This window comes from Maribacter thermophilus (assembly GCF_001020565.1).
GTDB lineage: Bacteria > Bacteroidota > Bacteroidia > Flavobacteriales > Flavobacteriaceae > Maribacter > Maribacter thermophilus.
In genome coordinates, this window is sequence record NZ_LDAS01000001.1 from 4,013,914 (window position 1) to 4,035,610 (window position 21,697).

Sequence of the window (21,697 nt, forward strand, 5' to 3'; positions counted from 1 at the left end):
AAATACATTATTTGAATGGTTGTTAAAAGTGAATTGAAACTTATAAAAAACCTACAGCAAAAAAAATACCGAAATGAGCACGGGCTATTTGTAGTAGAGGGAAAAAAGACAGTGGAAGAATTGTTAGAGTCCGATTTTAGGTTGTATAAATTATTTTTAACAAAGAAAAACATTGATTTTGTAAATGTAGAAAATGTAGCGATAATATCGGAAAAAGAGTTAAGGCAAATGAGTAGCCTTAAAAATCCGAACGGTGTGTTGGGGGTATTCTATAAAAGGGATAGTCCGGGGATGGTATCCGACGATTGGGTCGTAATGTTGGACGGGGTGCAGGATCCCGGTAACATGGGTACCATTATTAGACTCTGCGATTGGTTCGGGATAAAAACGTTGGTTTGTTCTCTGAACACGGTAGATTGTTATAATCCCAAGGTGTTGCAGGCGACGATGGGTTCTATAGCAAGAGTGGCTGTTATTTATACCGATCTAGAGACTTACCTTGTATCTAACGAGTTGCCCGTGTACGGTACTTTTATGGATGGTAACAATGTTTATAAAAATAGGTTGCCGGAAAAAGGAGTGTTGGTCATGGGGAACGAGGGTAACGGTATATCTGAACGCGTTCAAAATTTTTGTACTGGAACTTTGTCTATCCCCCAGTTTAATAAGAATACGGCAGAAAGTTTAAACGTGGCCACGGCCACGGCAATTTTATTGAGTGAGATCAGAAGAGGGTAGTTTTCTTTCTTTTTATTATTCAAAAGTGAAATTTATGAATATACCCCGAGTCTTTAAGGCGTCAATATTGCCAGTCCATGGGCTGTTGGGGTCATTGTCCCTTACCAGTTCGTCCGTTAGTGCAAAAACTCCCCGTATGGATGGGCTAAATTTGAAATACTCCAAATAAAAGTCGATGCCAAATCCCAGTTCATAATTGTGGACGCTCTTTTTCATTCTAAATGTTCCGGCGCTGTTATCGTCCAAGCTGTCTTCGTTGCTTCCCAAATTCATAGTTGTAGATACTCCTCCTATCAAGAAAGGTTTCCAGTTCCCTAATCTTTTAGCGCTTACTTTTAAGAGCAAAGGAAAGTTGATATAAGTAGATCTTACTTCTCTAATGGCATCGTTTTCCTCTGTAAATCCGGGGAAACCCATGGTCCTGGATGTATAATGTAATCCTGGTTCAAAACGAAGGTCCATAAAATCGTTCAATCGCATTTCACCTATAAGGCCCACATTGAAGCCTATACTTTTGCTTACCAGTATATCTTGATAGTTTTCTTTGTATTCGAACTTAAAATCGTATTGGTTAAAACCCAAAAAATAACCCCAGTTAAGAAATTTTTTGTCTTCGTTCTCAAGATTCAAAATAGGGTCTTCATTGAACTGTGCGTTTAATGATGGTGTTAATAACAAAACCCCAAAACATATTAAAAACCATTTCTTCATTTAGCTATCTATCAATTGTTACCATAGATCTTAAGGTATAGAACCAAGCATAATTTAACCGTTAATCAGCTTTTTTAGCAACGTAAATTGATGCTACCCCAAATGTTTGGGGTTTGTTGGTTACATCTATAAACCCAATTTTGCGCAAAATATTGTTGAAGTTTTCTCCATATGGAAATGCTGCCGCCGATTCGCTTAGGTAACCATAAGCGGAATTGTCTTTAGAAAAAATCTTTCCGATGGTCGGTAGAATGTATTTGGTATAAAAATGATAACCTTGTTTATAAGGTGTTTTGGTAGGTACAGAGGTTTCTAAAACTACCAATGTGCCTTTGGGTTTAAGTACCCTGAGTATTTCTGAGAGCCCTTTTTCAAGATTTTCGAAATTTCGAACACCAAAAGATACGGTCACGGCATCGAAAGAGTTGTTTTCGAATGATAGGTTTTCGCTGTCGCCTACTATCATTTCAATAGTTTCGCTAAGCTCTTTCTGTTGAATTTTTTCTTTTCCAACATTTAGCATTCCAGGTGATATGTCGAGCCCTATTATATTTTTGGCCCCCGTTTTGACCATGGCAATGGCCAAATCTCCTGTCCCGGTAGCGATGTCCAAAATAGTGTTGGGTTGTTCTTTTTTTAAAATGGAGACAACCCTTTTGCGCCATTTTACGTCTATGCCAAACGAAATAACACGGTTGAGCCCATCATAGTCAGTGGAAATGGTATCGAACATTTGGGTTACTTGTTCTTTTTTTCCGAGATGGGAATCTTTATATGGGATAACTTTTTTGGGCATCGGTGAAATTTTCAGCAAAGATACGATATAGGTAGGGCTTTCGTAAAATTTTGCGGTTATGTTATGAGGGGGTGGGGGTTTAAAACACTGAAAATAAATTGAAACCTAATAAAATTATGTAATTTTGTCGCAAAATAATTGCCCGCTTATGAAATTAGTTGTTTGTCACTTGATTTGATAAGCTATAGTTTTTGTTTCTAACTTTCATTCAAGGCAACCTAAGATATTAAATGAAAATAATAATTGCCGGGGCTGGTGAGGTCGGATTTCATTTAGCTAAATTACTCTCGTACGAATCTCAGGACATTACGTTGATAGATACTGATAAAGAGAGTTTGGCTTATGCTGACAACCATCTGGATATAAGGGTTTTAAAAGGGGATGCTACGTCCATTTCCCTATTAAAGGATGCATCTGTGCAAGATTCTGATTTGGTAATTGGTGTAACTTCTTCCGAAACTACCAATATTACCTTGTGTATGCTAGCCAAACAGTTGGGGTGTAAGCGTACTATTGCCAGAATTTCGAATACAGAGTTTATTAAGAATAAAGAGCTGCTTAAGTTTTCCGATTTAGGTATAGACGAGCTAATATCACCCGAGGCGTTGGCCGCCACTGAGATTCAATTGTTGTTGAACAAATCGGCTTTTAACGATACATATGAATTTGAGCAGGGAGAATTGATCATGGTTGGGGTGTCTTTAATGAAGTCTGCCCCTTTTGTGGGTAAAACGGTCAAAGAGGCGGCTAAAATATTCCCGAAATTACATTTCATAGCTATTGCATTGCAACGGAGTGGTACACAATATACCGTTATACCCAAAGGTGATACTTTGTTCAAAGAAGGTGATCAGGTGTATTTTATTACGGTAAAAAAAGGAGTCGATGAATTGTATAAGCTTACTGGAAAGAAAAAGGCGGCGATAAAGAACGTTATGATCTTGGGCGGTAGCAAGGTTGGTTATAAAACGGCCAGGGATTTATGTAAAAGTAAATTCAATGTAAAACTCATAGAAAAGAATAAGGAAAAGGCCTTTGATTTGGCAGATGAGTTGCCAAATGCACTTGTAATTAACGGCGATGGTAGAAATGTGGAACTTTTAGAAGAAGAGAGTTTAGAGTCCATGGACGCCTTTATTGCGGTTACCGGAAATTCTGAGACCAATATCATGTCTTGCCTAGTGGCAAAATCCAAGTTTATTAAAAAGACGATAGCCTTGGTAGAGAATATGGATTATTTTCAATTGTCGCAATCTATAGGTATAGATACGTTGATCAATAAAAAACTTTTAGCGGCCAATAATATTTTTAGACATATAAGAAAGGGTGAGGTAGTGGCCCTAATGCGTTTAAACAACCTTAATGCCGAGATTTTAGAGTTTGTTGTCAAGAAAAATTCTAAAGTTGCGGGCTCAACCATTAAAGATCTTGATTTTCCTGAAAATGCCAATATAGGTGGGGTAGTGAGGGATGGAGAAGGAATTATTGCTCTTGGTGGTTTTGAAATTAAAGAGGGGGATCGCGTGGTGGTCTGTTGCCACCCGGAACAAATTCCCAAAATAGAACGAATGTTTCTGTAGATGCGCTTAAATTCAAAGATCATATTTCATTTGATGGGGCTGTTGCTGCTCTTCAATGGGGCATTTATGCTTTTGGCGGCACTGGTGAGTGGTATATATAAAGATGGGGCTACCTTGAGTATAATGTTGTCATCCGTGGCAACTATGTTTGCAGGCGTGTTTGCCATGTACTATACGAGGGGGCATAGAAAGGAAGTAAAACAAAGGGAAGGGTATATCATAGTTACTTTCGGATGGATCGTAATGTCTGTTTCTGGGATGTTGCCTTATATATTTTCAGATTCTATTCCAGATATTACGAACGCATTTTTCGAAACTGTTTCCGGTTATACCACCACCGGGTCATCTATATTGGATGATATTGAATCTTTACCGGAAGGCATTCTTTTTTGGAGGAGCCTCACCCATTGGATCGGGGGTATGGGTATTATTGTTTTGGCTATAGCCATTCTTCCTCTCTTGGGTATTGGGGGTATGCAGTTGTTTTCTGCCGAGGCCCCTGGTCCAAGTTCAGATAAACTACATCCGCGAATTACCGATACGGCCAAAAGACTGTGGTTCATATATCTTGGCTATACGGTTGCCGAAACCATACTTCTTAAACTTGCGGGCATGTCTTTCTTTGATGCGGTAAACCATGCTCTGGCTACATTGTCCACAGGTGGGTTTTCTACAAAGAATGCGAGTCTGGCGTATTGGAACGATCAACCGCTTATACAGTATATTGTAATATTTTTTATGTTCTTGGCTGGTAGTAATTTTGTGATGAGCTACTTTGCCTTTAAGGGAAAAGTGCAGAGAATTTTGCAGGACGAGGAGTTAAGATATTACACAGTATTGGTAATTCTTTTTACTGCTATAGTTTCTTTGGTCGTGTATTACCAAGCAAATATTACGGAACTTACGCCTGGTTACCCTATGGTTTTAGGAAAAGCTGAAAGTGCTTTTAGGCATGGATTGTTTCAGGTAATATCGGTGATTACTACGACAGGTTTCGTTAGTGCCGATTTTACGCAGTGGACCCCATTTTTGAAAGTTTTCTTCTTTTGTTTGTTTTTTATGGGCGGGTCTGCGGGCTCCACTGCCGGAGGTATTAAAGTTATGCGGCACCTTCTGATACTAAAAAATGGTATTCTTGAATTTAAAAGGACTTTGCATAGCAATGCAATTATTCCGGTGAGGTATAACAATAGAACAGTGAAAGAAAAGATAGTCTATAATATTATAGGTTTCTTCGTACTATATATGTTGTTATTTGTAATAGGTGCCTTGGTATTGGGCTTTTTAGGGCTGGATTTTGAGTCTGCCGTTGGGGGTGCTGCATCCTCTCTTGGTAATGTTGGTCCTGCCCTTGGTATTTTAGATCCGGTCAGTAATTACAATGGCTTGCCCGTTTTGGCAAAATGGTGGTGCGCTTTTCTGATGCTTGCCGGAAGATTGGAGCTTTTTACCGTACTTATTTTATTAACACCCTATTTCTGGAAAAGAACATAAAAGACGATACCCGATAAGAATATGGTATATTTCTTTAAACAAAAAGCCCTTGGATACATCCAAAGGCTTTTTGTTTATAAATCCCATTTACTTTCCCTTAAGAAAGTGAGGCTTTAATTCTTTTAACGGCTTCCTCTATTTCCTTGACCGATGCTGCATAAGAAATACGAATGCAGTTACCATTGCCAAAAGCGTCACCGGTAACTGTAGCAACATTGGCGTGTTCCAATAAATACATGGCAAAATCAGAGGCATTGTTGATTTTAACACCGTTCAGGGTTTTTCCAAAGTAAGCGGTTACATCGGGGTAGACATAAAACGCACCTTCTGGTTCGTTACATTTAAAACCGTCTATATTGTTTAATAGGCCTAGAATTAACTTTCTACGCTCTTTAAACTCGTCTACCATGTATTTTATCCTTTCGGGAGATTCCTCTAAGGCGGTAATTACTGCTCTTTGGGCAATACAGTTGGCACCACTGGTTACTTGGCCTTGCAATTTGTTACATGCTCTGGCTATATATGTGGGGGCTCCGATATATCCTATTCTCCAACCGGTCATGGCAAAAGCTTTGGCTACACCGTTTACGGTAACCGTGCGGTCATACATATCCTCAAACTCGGCCATAGAGGCGTGTTCTGTAACTCCATAATTTATGTGCTCATAAATTTCGTCGCTTACCACGACGATGTCCGGATACTTTTGTAGTACATCGGCTAGTGCCCTAAGCTCTTTTTTGCTATAGATAGATCCACTGGGGTTACAAGGGGAACTATACCATAACATTTTTGTTTTTGGGGTAATGGCAGCTTCCAGCTGCTCAGGAGTCATTTTAAAGTCGTTCTCTAGGGAAGTTGGTACTTCTACCGGTACCCCGTCCGCTAGTTTTACAATATCTGCATAGCTAACCCAGTAAGGGCAAGGTAAGATCACTTCATCGCCTTTGTTCAACACAGCTTGGGCCACGTTGTACAGCGATTGTTTTGCTCCTGTGGAAACTACAATTTGTGGGGCTTCATAAGTTAGTCCGTTATCTCTTTTAAACTTTGTGATAATGGCATTCTTCAGTTCCACATATCCGTCTACAGGGGTATAGGAGTTGTAGTCTTCGTTTATGGCCTTTATGGCCGCCTCCTTTATATAGTCGGGAGTGTTAAAATCTGGCTCACCTAGGCTCAGACCAATAATATCCTTGCCGGCAGCTCTTAATTCACGGGCCTTTGCGGCCATTTCCAGTGTTGCGGAAGGAGTTAGACTGTTAATCCTGTCCGAAAGTTGATTGCTCATGTCCAAATATAAAATTACTAGTACTGTAAAGAAGGCTGTTTGCCTAATTCCTTTAAATGTTTGAAGTGCGAAATTATGGCTTTTCTAGTAGTTTTATACTCGTGATATGGTAAATTAAACTCTTTTGCGGTCTGTTTCACAATTTTTGAAATATTTGTGTAATGAACATGACTGATATTGGGGAAAATATGATGTTCCACTTGATGGTTTAAGCCCCCTGTGAACCAATTTATAATTTTGTTTTTGGTGCCAAAGTTAACCGTTGTAAACAATTGGTGTATTGCCCAGGTATTTTTCATATTTCCGCTTTCGTCGGGTAGTGGTGTGTCGGCAGGGTCAACAATGTGAGCCAATTGAAAAACGACACTTAATATAACACCTGCTACATAATGCATTATAAAGAACCCGATAAGAATTTTCCACCACGCAATGTCCAGAATCAACATAGGGAGCACGATCCAAATGGTAGCATAAAGAATTTTTGTGATAATCAGGGTGCTCCAGTTAATAGTGGCACTTGGTAATTTGCCATAAGATAGCTTTCTCTTCATATACCGGTACATTTGCTGAAAGTCTGTGGTAATGGCCCAATTAAATGTTAATAGGCCGTATAGGAAAACAGAATAGAAGTGTTGAAACTTATGGTGTTTCTTCCACTCCGCGTGCTTCGAGAACCTAAGAATCCTGCCAGCTTCCATATCTTCGTCATGTTCGTGAATATTGGTGTACGTATGGTGCAATACATTATGTTGTACTTGCCAATTGTAAACATTGCCGGCCAATATGTATATGCTACTGCCCATAATTTTGTTGACCCATTTCTTGTTGGAATATGAACCATGGTTGCCGTCGTGCATAACATTCATTCCGACACCGGCCATACCAATACCCATAACGATGGTTAAGAGTACATTGGCCCATGTTGGTAAACCTAATGTAAGTATCAGAAAATATGGGGCCAAGAACAAAGTAAACATGATGACCGTCTTTAGGTGTAGTCGCCAGTCACCTGTCTTTTTTATATTGTTTGTTTTAAAGTAATCGTTGACCCTTCCGTTTAGGGTCTTAAAAAATTGTGCAGAATCTTTTCTTGCAAATCGAATGGTTTTTTTTTCCATATTCGGTAATCTTAATTTCAATATTGTTGTGCAAATGGAATCTTAATAATTTGGTAGGTCAATTAAAAAAGAAATCTTTGCAATATGAATATACTAATTTAATAATTCTACAAATATAAGGATGACAGCTGAAACCATTTTCCAATATTTTCCCAATTTATTGGATGAACAACAAAAACAAATAGCTCAGTTGGAGGAGCTTTATAAGGATTGGAACCAAAAAATAAATGTGGTATCAAGAAAAGATATAGATGAACTCTATCTAAGACATGTATTACATTCTCTGGGTATAGCCAAAGTACAGGAGTTTAAGGATGGTTGTGAGGTTATGGATGTTGGAACGGGCGGTGGGTTTCCGGGTATACCTTTGGCCATACTGTTTCCGAACGTTCAGTTTACCTTGGTCGATTCGATCGGTAAAAAAATTAAGGTTGTCGATGAGGTCGTTGAGGGGTTGGGCCTAAAAAATGTAAAAACTATCAATGCAAGGGTAGAGGAAGTTCCTGGTCAATTCGATTTTATAGTGAGTAGGGCTGTGGCCGTTATGCCAACTTTTGTTCATTGGGTAAAAGGGAAAATAAAAAAAGAATCGGCTCACCAACGCCGAAATGGAATATTGTATTTAAAAGGAGGGGATCTAGAGGATGAGTTGAAAGATTATAAAACGGTCGAGGTGTATAACTTGATCGATTATTTTAACGATGATTTCTTTGAGACCAAGAAGGTGGTCTATCTCCCGTTAAAATATAAAGGATAATCGATATTTTAAAGGCTAAGTAGGTTGTAATAGCACTTGCGATACCTTTTTGTATAGGTTTTTATTTGGCTCCAATAATGTATATGAAAACATATTATATGAAGTTTAAGGCTTTTGTATAGTTTGTACAGAGTCATGGAAGTTAAGTTTAAGGGTTAAACTGTTTGTATTAACTTTACGATTAGTTAACGTTAAATTTACATATAAATTGTGTGATACCATAATTTTTGAGTTTTAATTGTCTTGGTATCAATTATTTATTTTTCTCAAAAAAGAGATTTGAAGGGGTCCGGTTTTATTGGTCTATGTAAAAAAAGGGCGCCATGCGCCCTTTTTTATGATTTTAAATCTTATCTGCTCCAAGGGGGTACTACACCGTTTGATCTGGCATAAGCTATTAATTGCCCTTTATGTTCGCCGTTGTGTTCCATGATTACCAAAAGGCCACCAATTTTATTCATTTTTGCAAAGCCAAAATCAACTTCGTCGTTCAATTGGTCGTTTTCTACTTTTGTAATTTTTTCCAAAACAAACTCGTTGGATTTTTTGAGGGCCTCGATAATGTTCTCTTTTCCCGTTATTTTTTCCAAGGTCATGATGTCAACGTCCTCGGGAGGTGCGAAGCCCATTTTTGAGGCGATGAAATAGTTGGAACTTGCTACATGTAACAATGCTTCTCCTACGGAATAGATGCCTTCAGAGGGTCTCCAATTGTACTGGTCTTCAGAAAAAGCTTCTGCCAATTGTATAACTTGGGCCTGGTTTCCTTTTAATACACCATATATGGTGTTCTGTGCTAACTTGTCTTGGGCGTAACTTAAGGTTGTTGCCGTTAGAACAAATAGTAATATTGATAATTTTTTCATTTTAAATAAGTTCTGAATGATTAAAGGCCTTGACGGATTTTCCGTCAAGGCCTTTCAATTTAGAAAAAATATTATAACTATTTATGTTTGGTAATTAATTTAACATCAGGTAGTTATCCTAAAAATGGGTAACGATAGTCAACAGGGGTTACAAATGTTTCTTTTATCAATCTTGGGGAAACCCATCTCAATAAATTTTGTGCCGAACCGGCCTTGTCGTTTGTGCCTGAAGCTCTTGCTCCTCCAAAAGGTTGTTGGCCAACGACCGCACCGGTTGGTTTGTCATTTATATAGAAGTTACCTGCGCTATTTTGTAAAGCTTTGGTAGCTTCGTCGATAGCGTACCTATCTTGTGATAGAACAGCTCCGGTTAAAGCGTATTCAGAAGTACTGTCTACTAGTTTCAACGTGTCGCTCCAGTCTTTGTCCTCGTATACGTAAATGGTAACTACAGGGCCAAAAAGCTCTGTTTCCATTGTGGTGTAATTAGGGTCTGTAGTCAAGATTACGGTAGGCTCTATAAAGTAACCTTTCGATTTATCGTAGTTGCCTCCCACGATGATTTCCGCATCTTTATCCGCTTTTGCCTGGTCTATATACTTTGCAAGTTTGTCAAAAGAACCTTCATGGATCACGGCTGTTATAAAGTTACTCATATCCTCTGGAGAACCTGGTTTGTTAAACGATTCTACATCTTTCTTCACTAATTCCAGAATCTCTTGTGAAGTGGATTTTGGTAGGTATACACGAGATGCCGCACTACATTTTTGTCCTTGAAACTCAAAGGCTCCTCTGGTGATAGCGGTGGCTACTTGTTTGGTGTTTGCAGAAGGGTGTGCGATTATAAAATCTTTACCTCCGGTTTCGCCTACAATTCTTGGGTATGTTTTGTAGGTGTGTATATTGTTTCCGATTTGTTTCCAAAGTTCTTTGAAAACGTGGGTGGATCCCGTGAAATGTATTCCTGCAAAATCAGGACTTGCCAATATGGTTTCGGTAATCATTACGGGGTCCCCGTATACTACGTTTATTACTCCGTCGGGAAGACCGGCTTCTTTAAAGATATCTACGATTACCTTTGCGGAAAAAATTTGACTGTCACTTGGTTTCCAGACGACAACATTTCCCATCATTGCTGCGCTTGCTGGTAGATTACCTGCAATAGCTGTAAAGTTGAACGGAGTGATCGCATAAACGAAACCTTCTAAGGGTCTGTATTCTAAACGGTTCCAAATACCCTCGGCCGAATCTGGTTGCTCGGCATATATTTGAGACATATATTCCACATTGAACCTTAAGAAGTCGATCAGCTCACAAGCGGCATCTATTTCTGCTTGGTGTATGGTTTTTGATTGGGCTATCATGGTAGCCGCATTGATCTTTGCGCGATAAGGACCTGCAATTAGTTCCGCAGCCTTAAGAAAAACGGCAGCGCGTTGTTCCCAAGTCAAATTCGCCCAGGCATCCCTAGAATCCAAACAGTTGGAAATAGCTTCTTCAACATGTTTCTTTTCTGCCAGATGATATGTGCCCACAATATGTTGATGGTCATGAGGAGGGGACATGGGCTTGGTGTTGTTGGTTCGTACTTCTTTTGAGCCAATGTACATAGGTACATCAATTTGACCATTGTAGTATAATTTGTATTGCTTTAAAACTTCGTCACGCTCAGGAGTACCTGGAGCATAACTTTTAATTGGCTCGTTGATCGCGGCCGGGACTTGAAAAAAACCTTTTCCCATGGTCAATTATTTTTTATAAGATTAAAAGTTGACCAAATGTACTAAAAAGGGGGGTGGGCAAAAAACTAAAATAAGGTTAAAACAGATTAATTTAGGGCAAAAGGGGCGCTAAATTTAAAAGTGGGGATGTAAACCCTGAATCTTTCTCCCGTGGTGAAGTTTACCATGTTGTAGTGGCCTCTCATGGCCCCAATAGGGGAGGTTAGCAAACAACCGGAACTGTAGGTGTGTGAATCACCTGGCATGATTACAGGTTTTTTTCCTATGACTCCTTCTCCATCAAGGGTTTCTAAATCGTTCAATGAGTCGTAAATTCTCCAGTGGCGAGAGTTTAATTGTACGGAATCTTTGCTTTGGTTTTCAATAGTAATTGTATATCCAAAAGCATAATGCATCTTGTAATTTTTAAAGAAAGTACCTTCAAAATTAGTTTTGACCGATATTTTAATACCCTTTGTAACCTGTGTTGTCATGTGTCAGTATGTAAAAATGCTTCCTGTGATTAATAATACGGCTCCGATACTAGCTAAAATAACAAAAATAGTGTTTAAGAAAATGTATTTAACAATAGTTTTGAATCTGCCTTGTTGGTAGAAATTACGCATGGATTTGTACAGGTAAATTCCAAAAAGCAACACAAAAATTCCATTACTGTCAGTTCCGAAAACAACATCTATCAAATAGCTAATAATGAGCAATATAAAAAACAGTGATTGATTGTGGAAACTAAATATCAAATGATCGGTATAAGTGTAATTTTTTCTGATATATATCAGCCAAATGAAGATGGAGAACAACGGAAGGAAGAAAAATGTGGTAAACGGTAATTTGGAAAATAAAGAGCTCACGTAGGCACCTGGCTCTCTTTTTGCCTTTAGTAGGCTTTGAGTCATGTTAAACGCCAATCTGTTATTCAATGAGTTTTCTATGTTATACTTTTCTTCTGCTTCCTTATATGAATAGAGGGTATCTTTTTGTATTAAGGTCGAGAATATTTCCTGTTTTTTGAACAGAGCGGATATAAAGGATTTTTCAGAAGCTTCTTGGATCTCTTTCTTAGGGTCGGCCATGATGATGGAGTCCCTTATTCTGGTCTTTTCGTTGATCAGTTCTTCTAGTTTTAGGGAGTCTAGCTGTTTTATCAGTTTTTCTTTGTCAGCTTCTTGATCCCCAAAATCGTAGTCTTGGATCATGGAGCTTCCGAAATTTACGGGCAATTCGTTTGATTGTTGACCAAAACGGTCCAATTCTTCAAAATCTCCTGAAATTCCTATGAGTAAAAAATATATGATGGCTAGGCTTAAAAGAAACCGGAAAGGGTTGGTGTAAGAGACTCTTTTGCCTCCGATGTAATCTTTGGTAATCTTTCCCGGTCTTAATAATAAGGCGGTTAGGGTTTTAAGTAATTTGGAGTCGTAAGAAATAATGTTCGAAAAAAACTCTTCGAAAAAATCTTTTAAGGTCAACTTCTTGGTGCTATTTGCCTGCGAACAGTTTGGGCAATATTTGTCGCTCATGTCCAAAGGGTGTCCGCAATTTAAACATTCAACGCCACGGTGAATCAATTTATAGCGTCCCGCTGTGCGGACCTTTGTTTTGCTTTTCATTAGTGTTGGTGGTTGGTGCGCTTTGTTCGGGCTAGTTGCTAATGGTTCTTGAATTTGTAGAACCAATACCTATTATACTATCGTACATGTCCCCGAAATTTCTGTAATATACTAAAATAAGATAGTTGTTCTCCGTAAAATGAAAATTGCCACTGACCGTGTTCGTGTTTATTTCTCCTTCTTGATTCTTGGTAGCGTATTTGTAGTTGTAAAACCCTTGTTTGAGTTTTAGTGTGGCTTCCATCATGCCGTTTTTCTCATTGTACGTCATTTTATTTTCGTCTGTGAAGGCGTAATTGTTGTATTTGCCAAAAACATATACATCGTCCAGGGCCAAATCACGTGTATATGGCAGGCTAAAATGAACATAGGTGTATTCAGCTTCCCTAGAGGCATTGTCGCCCTGTAACGTTCTAATGGCGTAGTCGCCGTTAATATCGGGGAAATAAGTGTAGGGCTTGTTGTTTCTAAAAGAGTCGGCAAACAGGTAATGGTTGTAAAGTTCGCCTACTTCAATCCTAGAAATTTGTGCGCTTGGGGCTCTTAGGTCGCTGGTGTCAAAGAGTAAAAATTCGTTTCCGCCGTAAAACGATGTTTCTTGGTCGTACTTGTATACTAGCTCTTTGCCAAGTGTAAATTGTGGAGGTACATTATATATGGTATTGGGCCAAAAGTGATTTTGTATGATGGCCACCTTAATTTCTTTCTTGGGGTTTACCACATTGTAGCTTCCAGTGTTGACCGAGAACTGTACTACTTGCTTTTCGTTTAAAAATTGAAAATCACGAGATCTCTTTACACTGGCGTTTACCGTTACAATGTCTTTATATACAACAAAGCGCCTAGAGAATTGTAGTTCGTAATAGTTGTTGTAGACCTCTAAAATGTAATTACCGCTAACTTTTAGGCTAACATTGTCGTTTGGTATGGTTAGTTGGTAGTTAGAGTATGTTTCTAGCGTGTTGTAACTATTTTCGTAATTGGTGATGCGCTGGTTGTCTATGCCGTTCAGATACTGAGATTTTAACAGGTCGGATGGGGTCCAGTCGTAATTGCAATGCACTATTTTGTAATAATAATCCTGTTCGTTGGCCAATAAATCGTCGAATTCCAAAAAAATGGATTCCCCGATTTGTACTACTGGGAATTGGTCTTCCGTAGGTCCTTTAAATATAATAGACTTTATATTGCTTGGTGGGTTTACTTCTGTTTGTACTTGTGCTACAATGCTTTGCAGGCATAGAAGGCACCACGGTAGTTGTTTAAGAAATGAGCGCATATAACAGGTAATTTTGGGTTAAAGGTAAACAAAAAGGATGCCTAAAAAATTAACATCGGCAGAATGCCGAAATTATAGGTTAATTATTATGAAAACTTTTCAGTAAGTAGTAAATTCGCACCAAATTTTGTTAACCTAAGGTCTACAATAATATGTCAAAAGACATTCGAATAAAAAAAGGACTTAACATCAATTTGGTAGGTGCAGCGGAACTTACTACTTCTAAAGCGGTCCTGAGCAATGTGTATACTATAAATCTTGATGATTTTCATGGGATAATCCCAAAGCTTCTTTTAAAAGAAGGTGCGGAGGTGAAGACAGGTGAGGCTATATTTTACAATAAAAATATAGAGGATATGCATTTTGTCTCTCCTGTGAGTGGGGAGATAGTGGAAATTGTACGTGGGGCAAGAAGGCGAATTCTTGAAATTAAGATACTTGCGGACAAATCTCAGGATGTAGTTGAGCATAAGAAGCTTGATGTTGAAAAAGCGTCTAAAGAAGATGTAAAGGCTTACTTGCTTAAAGGTGGGTGTTGGCCATTTATAAAACAACGTCCTTATGATGTTGTTGCCAATCCCGATGCTACGCCAAAAGCTATTTTTGTTTCTGGTTATGCAAGTGCGCCCTTGGCAGCAGATTATGATTACGTGTTAAAGGGTAAAGAAGCTCAATTGCAGGCAGCGATTGCCGCATTGGGCAAAATGACCCCTGGGAAAATTCATGTGTCTGTTGGTAAAGATGGTAATTCTCCGTTGGCTGCTTTAAAAGGAATAGAATTGCATAAGGTTTCTGGTCCACATCCTGCCGGTTTGGTAGGTACCCAAATAAATAAGATAGATCCTATTAATAAGGGTGAGCTTGTTTGGGTGGTTTCTCCACAAGACTTGGTTCTGATAGGGGAATTTTTGTTGACCGGGAAGTTCAGTGCGGAACGATTGGTGGCCTTGGCCGGGTCTACGGTTAAAACGCCAAAATATTATTTGACCAAGATTGGGGCGGAAATTTCGACTTTTCTTTATGCCAGTGGTGTGAACGAAGAAAATTTCAGAGTCATTAATGGTGATGTTTTAACGGGTTCAAAAAGTCGTCCTGATGGTTATTTGGGTTACTATAATAATTTGGTGACCGTTATTCCTGAGGGGGACGATTATGAGCTTTTTGGTTGGAACAAACCAGTTTTTAACAAGATATCCAATACTAGGGCACTTACTTTTTCGTGGTTGCAACCTAACAAAAAGTATGATCTGAACACCAATACAAATGGTGAGCATAGGGCTTTTGTTGTAACAGGGCAATATGAGCAGGTATTTCCGATGGATATTTACCCAATGCAGTTATTGAAAGCATGTATGGTGAAAGATTTGGATGAAATGGAGCAATTAGGACTTTATGAGGTTGCTCCGGAAGATTTTTCTTTAACTGAGTTTATATGTATATCTAAACAGCCCCATCAGAAGATTATACGAGAAGGGTTGGATTTATTGCAAAAAGAAATAGGATAAGAGATGAGCATAAAAAGTAAAATGCATGAGTTAAAACTGAAGTATCAGGGTAAAAAGATGGCTCCTGCCTTCAATGCCTTCCATACTTTTTTGTTTACTCCGAACGAAACAACCCATGGTGGTACACATGTAAAGGCCGCCGATGATTTGAAAAGGACCATGAACACTGTTATAATGGCCCTTGTTCCAATTTTAATTTTTTCAATGTTCAATGCGGGTTACCAGTATTATGCGGCTATCGATGCTGCGAACGGTACTCCCAGAACATTGTCTTTGTTCGAGAATTTCTTGACTTGGGACAATTTTTGGATCGGAATCATAAAGGTGCTTCCTTTGTTGGTAGTATCTTACGGCGTAGGACTGTTGGTCGAATTTATTTTTGCCGTAATCAAAGGGCACGAAGTAGAAGAAGGTTATTTGGTGACCGGGATGCTTGTTCCTTTGATCGTTCCTATAGATACGCCTTTGTGGATGTTGGCCGTTGCCGTAGTTTTTGGTGTGGTAATCGGTAAAGAGGTTTTTGGGGGTACAGGTATGAATATCCTTAACCCGGCATTGACGATAAGGGCCTTTTTATTCTTTGCTTATCCTACGTGGATGAGTGGTGATAAGGTTTGGGTGTACCAAGCAGTCGAAAAAGCTGGAGGGCCAGATGCTATTTCAGGTGAAACTATTTTGGGTTTCTTGGCCCAGAACAAAGGGTCTGAAATGGCATACAGTGTTTCGGATATGTTCTTTGGTTTTATTCCCGGCTCTGTGGGTGAAACATCTACCTTGTTGATATTATTGGGAGGTTTGTTCTTGATCTATACCAAAATAGCTAGTTGGAGAATTATGTTGAGTGCTGTTATCGGTTCTCTGGTAATGGGGTTGATCTTTAATCAGGTTGTTGATATGGGCTGGGTTACCGAGACCAGCAAGTTTTACGGTTTGATGAGTTTTGATTTCTGGAAACACTTGATCATTGGAGGTTTGGCCTTTGGTATTGTCTTCATGGCAACAGATCCTGTTACCGGTGCGCAGACCAATCGCGGTAAATGGATATACGGATTTTTTATAGGTTTTATATCGGTGATGATACGAGTCTTCAACCCTGCCTATCCAGAAGGAGTTTTCTTGGCGATCTTATTGATGAATGTTTTTGCGCCGACCATAGATCACTATGTGGTACAAGGAAATATAAAAAGAAGAATGAAAAGATTAAAGAATGCTGTTATACTTCCGAAAGACTCGGATGGTAAGGCTGAAGAACTAAAAGCAGAAACGGTTTAATTATGGCAATCAATACAGATAAAAATCTTTATACCGTTGCGTTTGCGGCGGTTATGGTAATCGTGGTAGGTTCTCTATTGGCCTTTGTGGCTTCTTCGCTTAGTGGTAGAATTGATGAGAATATGCGTTTTGAAAAACAACAGAACATTCTTTATGCCATGGGTGTTAACGAGAATGTTGGCACAGGGGACGTGAGCTTTGTTCCTACGAATATTGTTGAGGATGAATTTTCAAAATACATAAAAGAGCAATTCGTTATCAAGGGATCCGAGGTTATTAAGAACGATGAGGCTTATTTAATAGATGTAAAGAAAGAAGTTGCAAAGGCAAAAAAAGGAGAAGTTCCTGAACTTCCATTGTTCATAGGTGAAAAGGACGGTAAGAAGTATTACATCATACCTATGTACGGTAAGGGGCTTTGGGATGCTATTTGGGGCTTTATTTCATTGGACGAGAATATGGTAGTTCAAGGTGTCTTCTTTGACCATAAAGGTGAAACACCAGGTTTGGGTGCAAATATCAACCAAAGATATTTTATGGACGATTTTATCGGGGAAAGTATAATGTCGGGTAATTCGTTCGAGGGTATCAAAGTTGCGAAAGGCAATAATGATCCTTTGAACAACGATAAAGAGGATAATGAGGTAGATGCCCTGGCGGGTGCTACCATTACAGGGAACGGTGTTTCTGCAATGATCAAGGAAACAGTGAATCTTTACAAAGATTATTTAAAAACTATTAGAACAAATTAATATGGCACTTTTATCAAAAAAAGATACCAATCTAATTACCGATCCGCTGGCGGATAATAACCCTATTACCATTCAGGTATTGGGTATATGTTCGGCCCTGGCGATTACAGCTGAGTTAAAGGCTTCGTTGGTTATGGCCGTTTCGGTGATGTTTGTATTGGCTATGGGTAATGTGGTTATTTCCTTGATGAGGAATATAATTCCTTCTAAAATCAGGATTATTGTACAGTTGATCGTCGTGGCTACGTTGGTGATTATAGTAGACCAAGTGCTAAAGGCATTTGCCTACGAGCTCAGTAAAACCTTAGCGGTTTTTGTAGGTCTTATTATTACTAACTGTATTATCATGGGGCGTTTTGAGGCTTTTGCCTTGGGTAACGGTCCGTGGAGATCTTTTTTAGATGGTATAGGAAACTCAATGGGGTACGGTCTTATCTTGGTGATCGTTGGCTTTTTTAGAGAGTTGTTAGGTTCCGGAACTTTGTTCGGAATACCGGTTTTAGGTGACCCTATAGAAAAAACAGGGTTGTATTCCATCGGTTACGAGAATAATGGTTTTATGATTATTCCTCCGGCGGCCTTGATCGTTGTTGGTATTATTATATGGGTACAACGTTCTAGAAACCCGGCATTGGTAGAAGAAAATTAAGAACATACTTAAGACAATATTATGTTAGAGCATATAGAGTTATTTTTTAGATCAATTTTTATTGATAACATGGTGTTTGCCGTGTTCTTGGGAATGTGTTCCTATTTGGCCGTTTCCAAAAAAGTTGCCACTGCCGTAGGTTTAGGGGCTGCCGTAATTTTTGTATTGGCGGTAACAGTACCCATGAACTGGTTATTGGATAAATACTTATTACAAGACGGGGCTTTGGTGTGGTTAGGACCCGAATATGCGGATTATAATTTGAGTTTTCTCTCTTTTATTCTTTTCATAGCAACCATAGCTACTATGGTGCAGTTAGTAGAGATCGTTGTCGAAAAATTCTCCCCTTCGTTATATAACTCACTGGGTATATTTTTGCCTTTGATCGCTGTAAACTGTGCTATCCTTGGTGGTTCATTGTTTATGCAGTCTAGACAGATAGAAACTTTTGGTCTAGCTTTTAATTATGGCCTTAGTTCAGGTATCGGTTGGTTTTTAGCTATTCTTGCGATTGCCGCTATCAGGGAAAAGATTAGATATTCAAATGTTCCGGCTCCACTGCGCGGCTTGGGTATTACATTTATTATTACCGGCCTAATGGGTATTGGTTTCCAGAGTTTCGGAGGAATGTTGACAGGAGGTGATGAGGCTCCAGAACCTGTTCAGGAAGCTGCAACCATAGAAGCAAAAAGCGAAAACGAAATTTTACCCGAAAAGAAAGAGGTAAGTGAAATTAAATCGGAGATAGACGAAAAAGAAATCTCTTTTAACGATATAAAAAAATAAGCATGATTTTAGCTGCAAGTACAGGTGGTACAATATTGATAACTGTTGTTGCCTTTTTGATACTTTTAATGATTTTGGTAGCATTATTACTGTTTACCAAAGAAAAACTATCCCCTTCAGGCCCTGTTACCATTACTATAAACGGAGAAAAGAAAGTTGAGGTGGCTTCTGGAAATTCGTTGCTATCTACATTGGGTAACCAAAAAATATTTTTACCCTCTGCATGTGGTGGTGGTGGTACTTGTCTCCAATGTGAATGTCACGTACTTTCTGGTGGTGGCGAGGCATTGCCTACCGAAACTCCACACTTCTCCAAGAAAGAACTTAATCAAGGGGCACGTTTGGCTTGTCAGGTAAAGGTTAAACAAGATATGGACATTACCATTCCTGAAGAGGTATTCGGTATTAAGAAATGGAAGGCCAAAGTTGTAAGAAACTATAACGTTGCATCTTTTATTAAGGAGTTTGTTGTTGAAATTCCTGAAGATATGGGCTACAAAGCAGGTGGTTATATACAGATAGAGATACCTAAGTGTGAGGTAAAATATTCTGATATAGATATTACCGCTCACCCAGAAGAACATGAAACGCCAGATAAATTTCAGGCAGAATGGGACAAGTTTAATCTATGGCCGTTGGTAATGAAGAACCCAGAAACGGTAGAACGTGCTTACTCTATGGCCTCTTACCCTGCAGAAGGGCGTGAGATTATGTTGAACGTTCGTATTGCCACTCCGCCTTGGGACAGAGCTAAAAATGGTTGGATGGATGTAAATCCGGGTATAGCCTCTTCGTACATATTTTCACTAAAACCTGGTGACGAATGTGTTATTTCCGGACCTTATGGAGAGTTCTTCATTAATGAGTCCGATTCAGAAATGTTATATGTAGGTGGTGGTGCAGGTATGGCGCCAATGAGGTCTCATTTATATCATTTGTTCAAGACTTTAAAAACCGATAGAAAAGTTACTTATTGGTATGGAGGGCGCTCTAAAAGAGAGTTGTTTTATTTAGAGCATTTTTACGAACTAGAAAAAGAGTTCCCTAATTTTAAATTCTATTTGGCCCTTTCAGAACCTTTGGAGGAAGATAACTGGAAGGTAAAAGAGAGTATAGATGCACCTGGTGATGGTTTTGTAGGGTTTATTCATAATTGTGTAATTGAACACTATTTAAGTAAACACGAATCGCCAGAGGATATAGAATTGTATTTCTGTGGACCTCCTTTGATGAATAAAGCAGTTCAGAAGATGGGTGAAGATTTTGGTATCCCTGATGAACATATTCGCTTTGACGATTTCGGTGGATAAATAAATTTCACTCAGTAATAAATTAAAAACCGATATGTGTATTCATATCGGTTTTTTTAGAATAAGTTTTCATGAAGGCATTAACAGAACAGGAGTTGCATAATTTGGCAATGAACTTGGTCGGAAAGCAATTAGAGGAACAAGGCTATGAATTCTTGGCTGTGAACAGTGAGTTGAGAAAGAACCCGCAATTTGTGTGTATCAAGAATAAGCAGATGAGCTTTATTGTTGTCAAGGCCATTGAGTACCCTGGTGACCCCAAAGATCTAGACCTGTTAAGGGCAGATTTGAATAAAATGAGGGATCATGCCCTTAAATTTGATGCTAGAACATTTTATGCCGGTGTTGGTTTGGTGAATGCTAAAGACCATAATTTGCCGGTATATCTGAACGAGGAATATATTGTTGACTATGACGGATTAATTGAGATTAAGGAATGAGAGCATATTTTTCACTGTTAATTTTACTTTTATTTTGTGCCTGTAAAGAAGATAATGCTGGTGTTGTTAAAAACCAAACAAGTGGACCGGCACTTGGTACTTCTTATAATATTATTTATCTGACAGGGGAATCCCTGGATTTAAAGAATGAGATCGATTCTGTTTTTGCTGTAGTCAATAGATCTTTGTCTACCTATATACCTACCTCCGATATATCCAAGGTCAATGACGGCGATAGCCTTGTTCAGGTAGATCATATGTTTAGGGAGGTATTTGAACTCTCTAAGGATATTAATAAAAAAACAGGAGGCTATTTTGATCCGACAGTGGGCACTTTGGTAAATGCATGGGGATTTGGGCCGGAACATAAAATTAAACTGGATAGCGCTAAAGTAGATAGTTTACTCAAGTATGTTGGCTTCGATAAAGTATCCATAACAACACAAAATAGGATTGTAAAGCAAAACCAGAACATTTATTTCGATTTTAATGCTATTGCCAAAGGGTATGCAATCGATAGAATTGCCGCTATGTTGGATCATAAGGGTATAGAGAATTACTTGGTAGAAGTTGGTGGCGAGATAGTGGCCAAAGGTATAAATAAGGATAAAGGAAAACCATGGGTCGTTGGTATAGATGATCCACAGATGAAGGAGGGTAGAAAACTAAAAATGTTGATTCATTTACAAGATCGTGCTTTGGCATCTTCGGGTAATTATCGAAAGTTTAGAATCGACGAAGCTACTGGTAAAAAATATGTACATACCATTGATCCGATTACCGGCTATACCAAAGATTCCAATACGTTAGGGGTTACGATTCTAGCGGATAATTGTGCTACCGCCGATGCTTACGCTACGGCTTTTATGGCTATGGATTTGGAAGATGCATTCAAAGTGGTCGCCTCGAACAAGAAATTGGAAGCGTACATTATTTACTTGGATGAATCAGGGGAAACAAAAGAATTTTTGACGCAAGGGTTTAAAAAATTGGTAGTTAAGTAATCC

Annotated in this window: 21 protein-coding genes; 12 read left to right on the plus strand and 9 right to left on the minus strand. The window is 38.8% G+C overall.

What is annotated here, in order from left to right:
• The first annotated feature begins 15 nt into the window (after window positions 1-15).
• A complete protein-coding gene (locus AB657_RS17385) occupies window positions 16-738 on the plus strand; it encodes a TrmH family RNA methyltransferase (protein ID WP_047247657.1) in 723 nt (240 codons plus the stop codon).
• A 15-nt stretch (window positions 739-753) separates the two neighbouring features.
• On the opposite strand, the gene porT is transcribed toward AB657_RS17385, so the two are convergent.
• Entirely contained in the window at window positions 754-1,449 is a 696-nt protein-coding gene (gene porT / locus AB657_RS17390; RefSeq protein ID WP_047247658.1) for a type IX secretion/gliding motility protein PorT/SprT, read from the minus strand.
• Between the two features lie 61 nt (window positions 1,450-1,510).
• Window positions 1,511-2,245, minus strand: coding sequence for a bifunctional demethylmenaquinone methyltransferase/2-methoxy-6-polyprenyl-1,4-benzoquinol methylase UbiE (gene ubiE / locus AB657_RS17395; RefSeq protein ID WP_047247659.1), 735 nt, complete (start codon window positions 2,243-2,245; stop codon window positions 1,511-1,513).
• A gap of 230 nt (window positions 2,246-2,475) precedes the next feature.
• Between ubiE and trkA the strand changes: the two genes are divergently transcribed.
• Both trkA and AB657_RS17405 read left to right on the plus strand, forming a co-directional pair.
• Entirely contained in the window at window positions 2,476-3,825 is a 1,350-nt protein-coding gene (gene trkA, locus AB657_RS17400; protein WP_047247660.1) for a Trk system potassium transporter TrkA, read from the plus strand.
• The gene (locus tag AB657_RS17405) at window positions 3,826-5,319 is read left to right on the plus strand and encodes a TrkH family potassium uptake protein (RefSeq protein ID WP_047247661.1); all 1,494 of its coding nucleotides are present in this window, start codon (window positions 3,826-3,828) and stop codon (window positions 5,317-5,319) included.
• Between the two features lie 97 nt (window positions 5,320-5,416).
• Here AB657_RS17405 and AB657_RS17410 read toward each other — a convergent pair whose 3' ends face one another.
• Both AB657_RS17410 and AB657_RS17415 read right to left on the minus strand, forming a co-directional pair.
• Complete coding sequence (locus AB657_RS17410; RefSeq protein ID WP_047247662.1) at window positions 5,417-6,607, minus strand: pyridoxal phosphate-dependent aminotransferase; 1,191 nt, start codon at window positions 6,605-6,607, stop codon at window positions 5,417-5,419.
• A 17-nt stretch (window positions 6,608-6,624) separates the two neighbouring features.
• Window positions 6,625-7,725: a fatty acid desaturase family protein gene (locus tag AB657_RS17415; protein ID WP_047247663.1), complete on the minus strand. Its 1,101-nt coding sequence runs from the start codon at window positions 7,723-7,725 to the stop codon at window positions 6,625-6,627.
• 121 nt (window positions 7,726-7,846) lie between these two features.
• On the opposite strand from AB657_RS17415, the gene rsmG reads away from it, so the two are divergent.
• Entirely contained in the window at window positions 7,847-8,482 is a 636-nt protein-coding gene (gene rsmG, locus AB657_RS17420; RefSeq protein WP_047247664.1) for a 16S rRNA (guanine(527)-N(7))-methyltransferase RsmG, read from the plus strand.
• Between the two features lie 350 nt (window positions 8,483-8,832).
• Here the strand turns inward: rsmG and AB657_RS17425 are convergent, their stop codons facing one another.
• The 5 genes from AB657_RS17425 to AB657_RS17445 form a co-directional block, all read right to left on the minus strand.
• Complete coding sequence (locus tag AB657_RS17425) at window positions 8,833-9,348, minus strand: DinB family protein (protein ID WP_047247665.1); 516 nt, start codon at window positions 9,346-9,348, stop codon at window positions 8,833-8,835.
• Between the two features lie 113 nt (window positions 9,349-9,461).
• Window positions 9,462-11,090 (minus strand): L-glutamate gamma-semialdehyde dehydrogenase, encoded by a 1,629-nt coding sequence (gene pruA, locus AB657_RS17430; RefSeq protein WP_047247666.1) that lies wholly within the window; start codon window positions 11,088-11,090, stop codon window positions 9,462-9,464.
• Between the two features lie 86 nt (window positions 11,091-11,176).
• Window positions 11,177-11,563 (minus strand): Co2+/Mg2+ efflux protein ApaG, encoded by a 387-nt coding sequence (gene apaG / locus AB657_RS17435; protein ID WP_047247667.1) that lies wholly within the window; start codon window positions 11,561-11,563, stop codon window positions 11,177-11,179.
• Window positions 11,564-11,566: 3 nt separating this feature from the next.
• Window positions 11,567-12,697, minus strand: a complete 1,131-nt coding sequence (locus AB657_RS17440; RefSeq protein ID WP_047248073.1) for a DUF3667 domain-containing protein — start codon at window positions 12,695-12,697, stop codon at window positions 11,567-11,569.
• 31 nt (window positions 12,698-12,728) lie between these two features.
• Window positions 12,729-13,976 carry a type IX secretion system plug protein gene (locus AB657_RS17445; RefSeq protein WP_047247668.1) on the minus strand — a complete coding sequence of 416 codons (1,248 nt, stop codon included), beginning with the start codon at window positions 13,974-13,976 and terminating at the stop codon, window positions 12,729-12,731.
• Window positions 13,977-14,128: 152 nt separating this feature from the next.
• Here AB657_RS17445 and AB657_RS17450 point away from each other — a divergent pair, with 152 nt between their 5' ends.
• From AB657_RS17450 to AB657_RS17485, 8 genes are all read left to right on the plus strand, one after another.
• Complete coding sequence (locus tag AB657_RS17450; RefSeq protein WP_047247669.1) at window positions 14,129-15,481, plus strand: Na(+)-translocating NADH-quinone reductase subunit A; 1,353 nt, start codon at window positions 14,129-14,131, stop codon at window positions 15,479-15,481.
• 3 nt (window positions 15,482-15,484) lie between these two features.
• Complete coding sequence (locus AB657_RS17455) at window positions 15,485-16,753, plus strand: NADH:ubiquinone reductase (Na(+)-transporting) subunit B (RefSeq protein ID WP_047247670.1); 1,269 nt, start codon at window positions 15,485-15,487, stop codon at window positions 16,751-16,753.
• Between the two features lie 2 nt (window positions 16,754-16,755).
• Window positions 16,756-17,505, plus strand: a complete 750-nt coding sequence (locus tag AB657_RS17460) for a Na(+)-translocating NADH-quinone reductase subunit C (protein WP_047247671.1) — start codon at window positions 16,756-16,758, stop codon at window positions 17,503-17,505.
• A 1-nt stretch (window position 17,506) separates the two neighbouring features.
• Window positions 17,507-18,154, plus strand: a complete 648-nt coding sequence (locus AB657_RS17465) for an NADH:ubiquinone reductase (Na(+)-transporting) subunit D (protein ID WP_047247672.1) — start codon at window positions 17,507-17,509, stop codon at window positions 18,152-18,154.
• A gap of 21 nt (window positions 18,155-18,175) precedes the next feature.
• Window positions 18,176-18,940: an NADH:ubiquinone reductase (Na(+)-transporting) subunit E gene (gene nqrE, locus AB657_RS17470; RefSeq protein ID WP_047247673.1), complete on the plus strand. Its 765-nt coding sequence runs from the start codon at window positions 18,176-18,178 to the stop codon at window positions 18,938-18,940.
• Between the two features lie 2 nt (window positions 18,941-18,942).
• Window positions 18,943-20,250 (plus strand): NADH:ubiquinone reductase (Na(+)-transporting) subunit F, encoded by a 1,308-nt coding sequence (gene nqrF / locus AB657_RS17475; RefSeq protein ID WP_047247674.1) that lies wholly within the window; start codon window positions 18,943-18,945, stop codon window positions 20,248-20,250.
• Window positions 20,251-20,321: 71 nt separating this feature from the next.
• Window positions 20,322-20,690 carry a hypothetical protein gene (locus AB657_RS17480; RefSeq protein ID WP_047247675.1) on the plus strand — a complete coding sequence of 123 codons (369 nt, stop codon included), beginning with the start codon at window positions 20,322-20,324 and terminating at the stop codon, window positions 20,688-20,690.
• Window positions 20,687-21,694 carry an FAD:protein FMN transferase gene (locus AB657_RS17485; RefSeq protein WP_047247676.1) on the plus strand — a complete coding sequence of 336 codons (1,008 nt, stop codon included), beginning with the start codon at window positions 20,687-20,689 and terminating at the stop codon, window positions 21,692-21,694. Before AB657_RS17480 ends, AB657_RS17485 begins: the two co-directional genes overlap by 4 nt.
• Window positions 21,695-21,697: the final 3 nt, after the last annotated feature.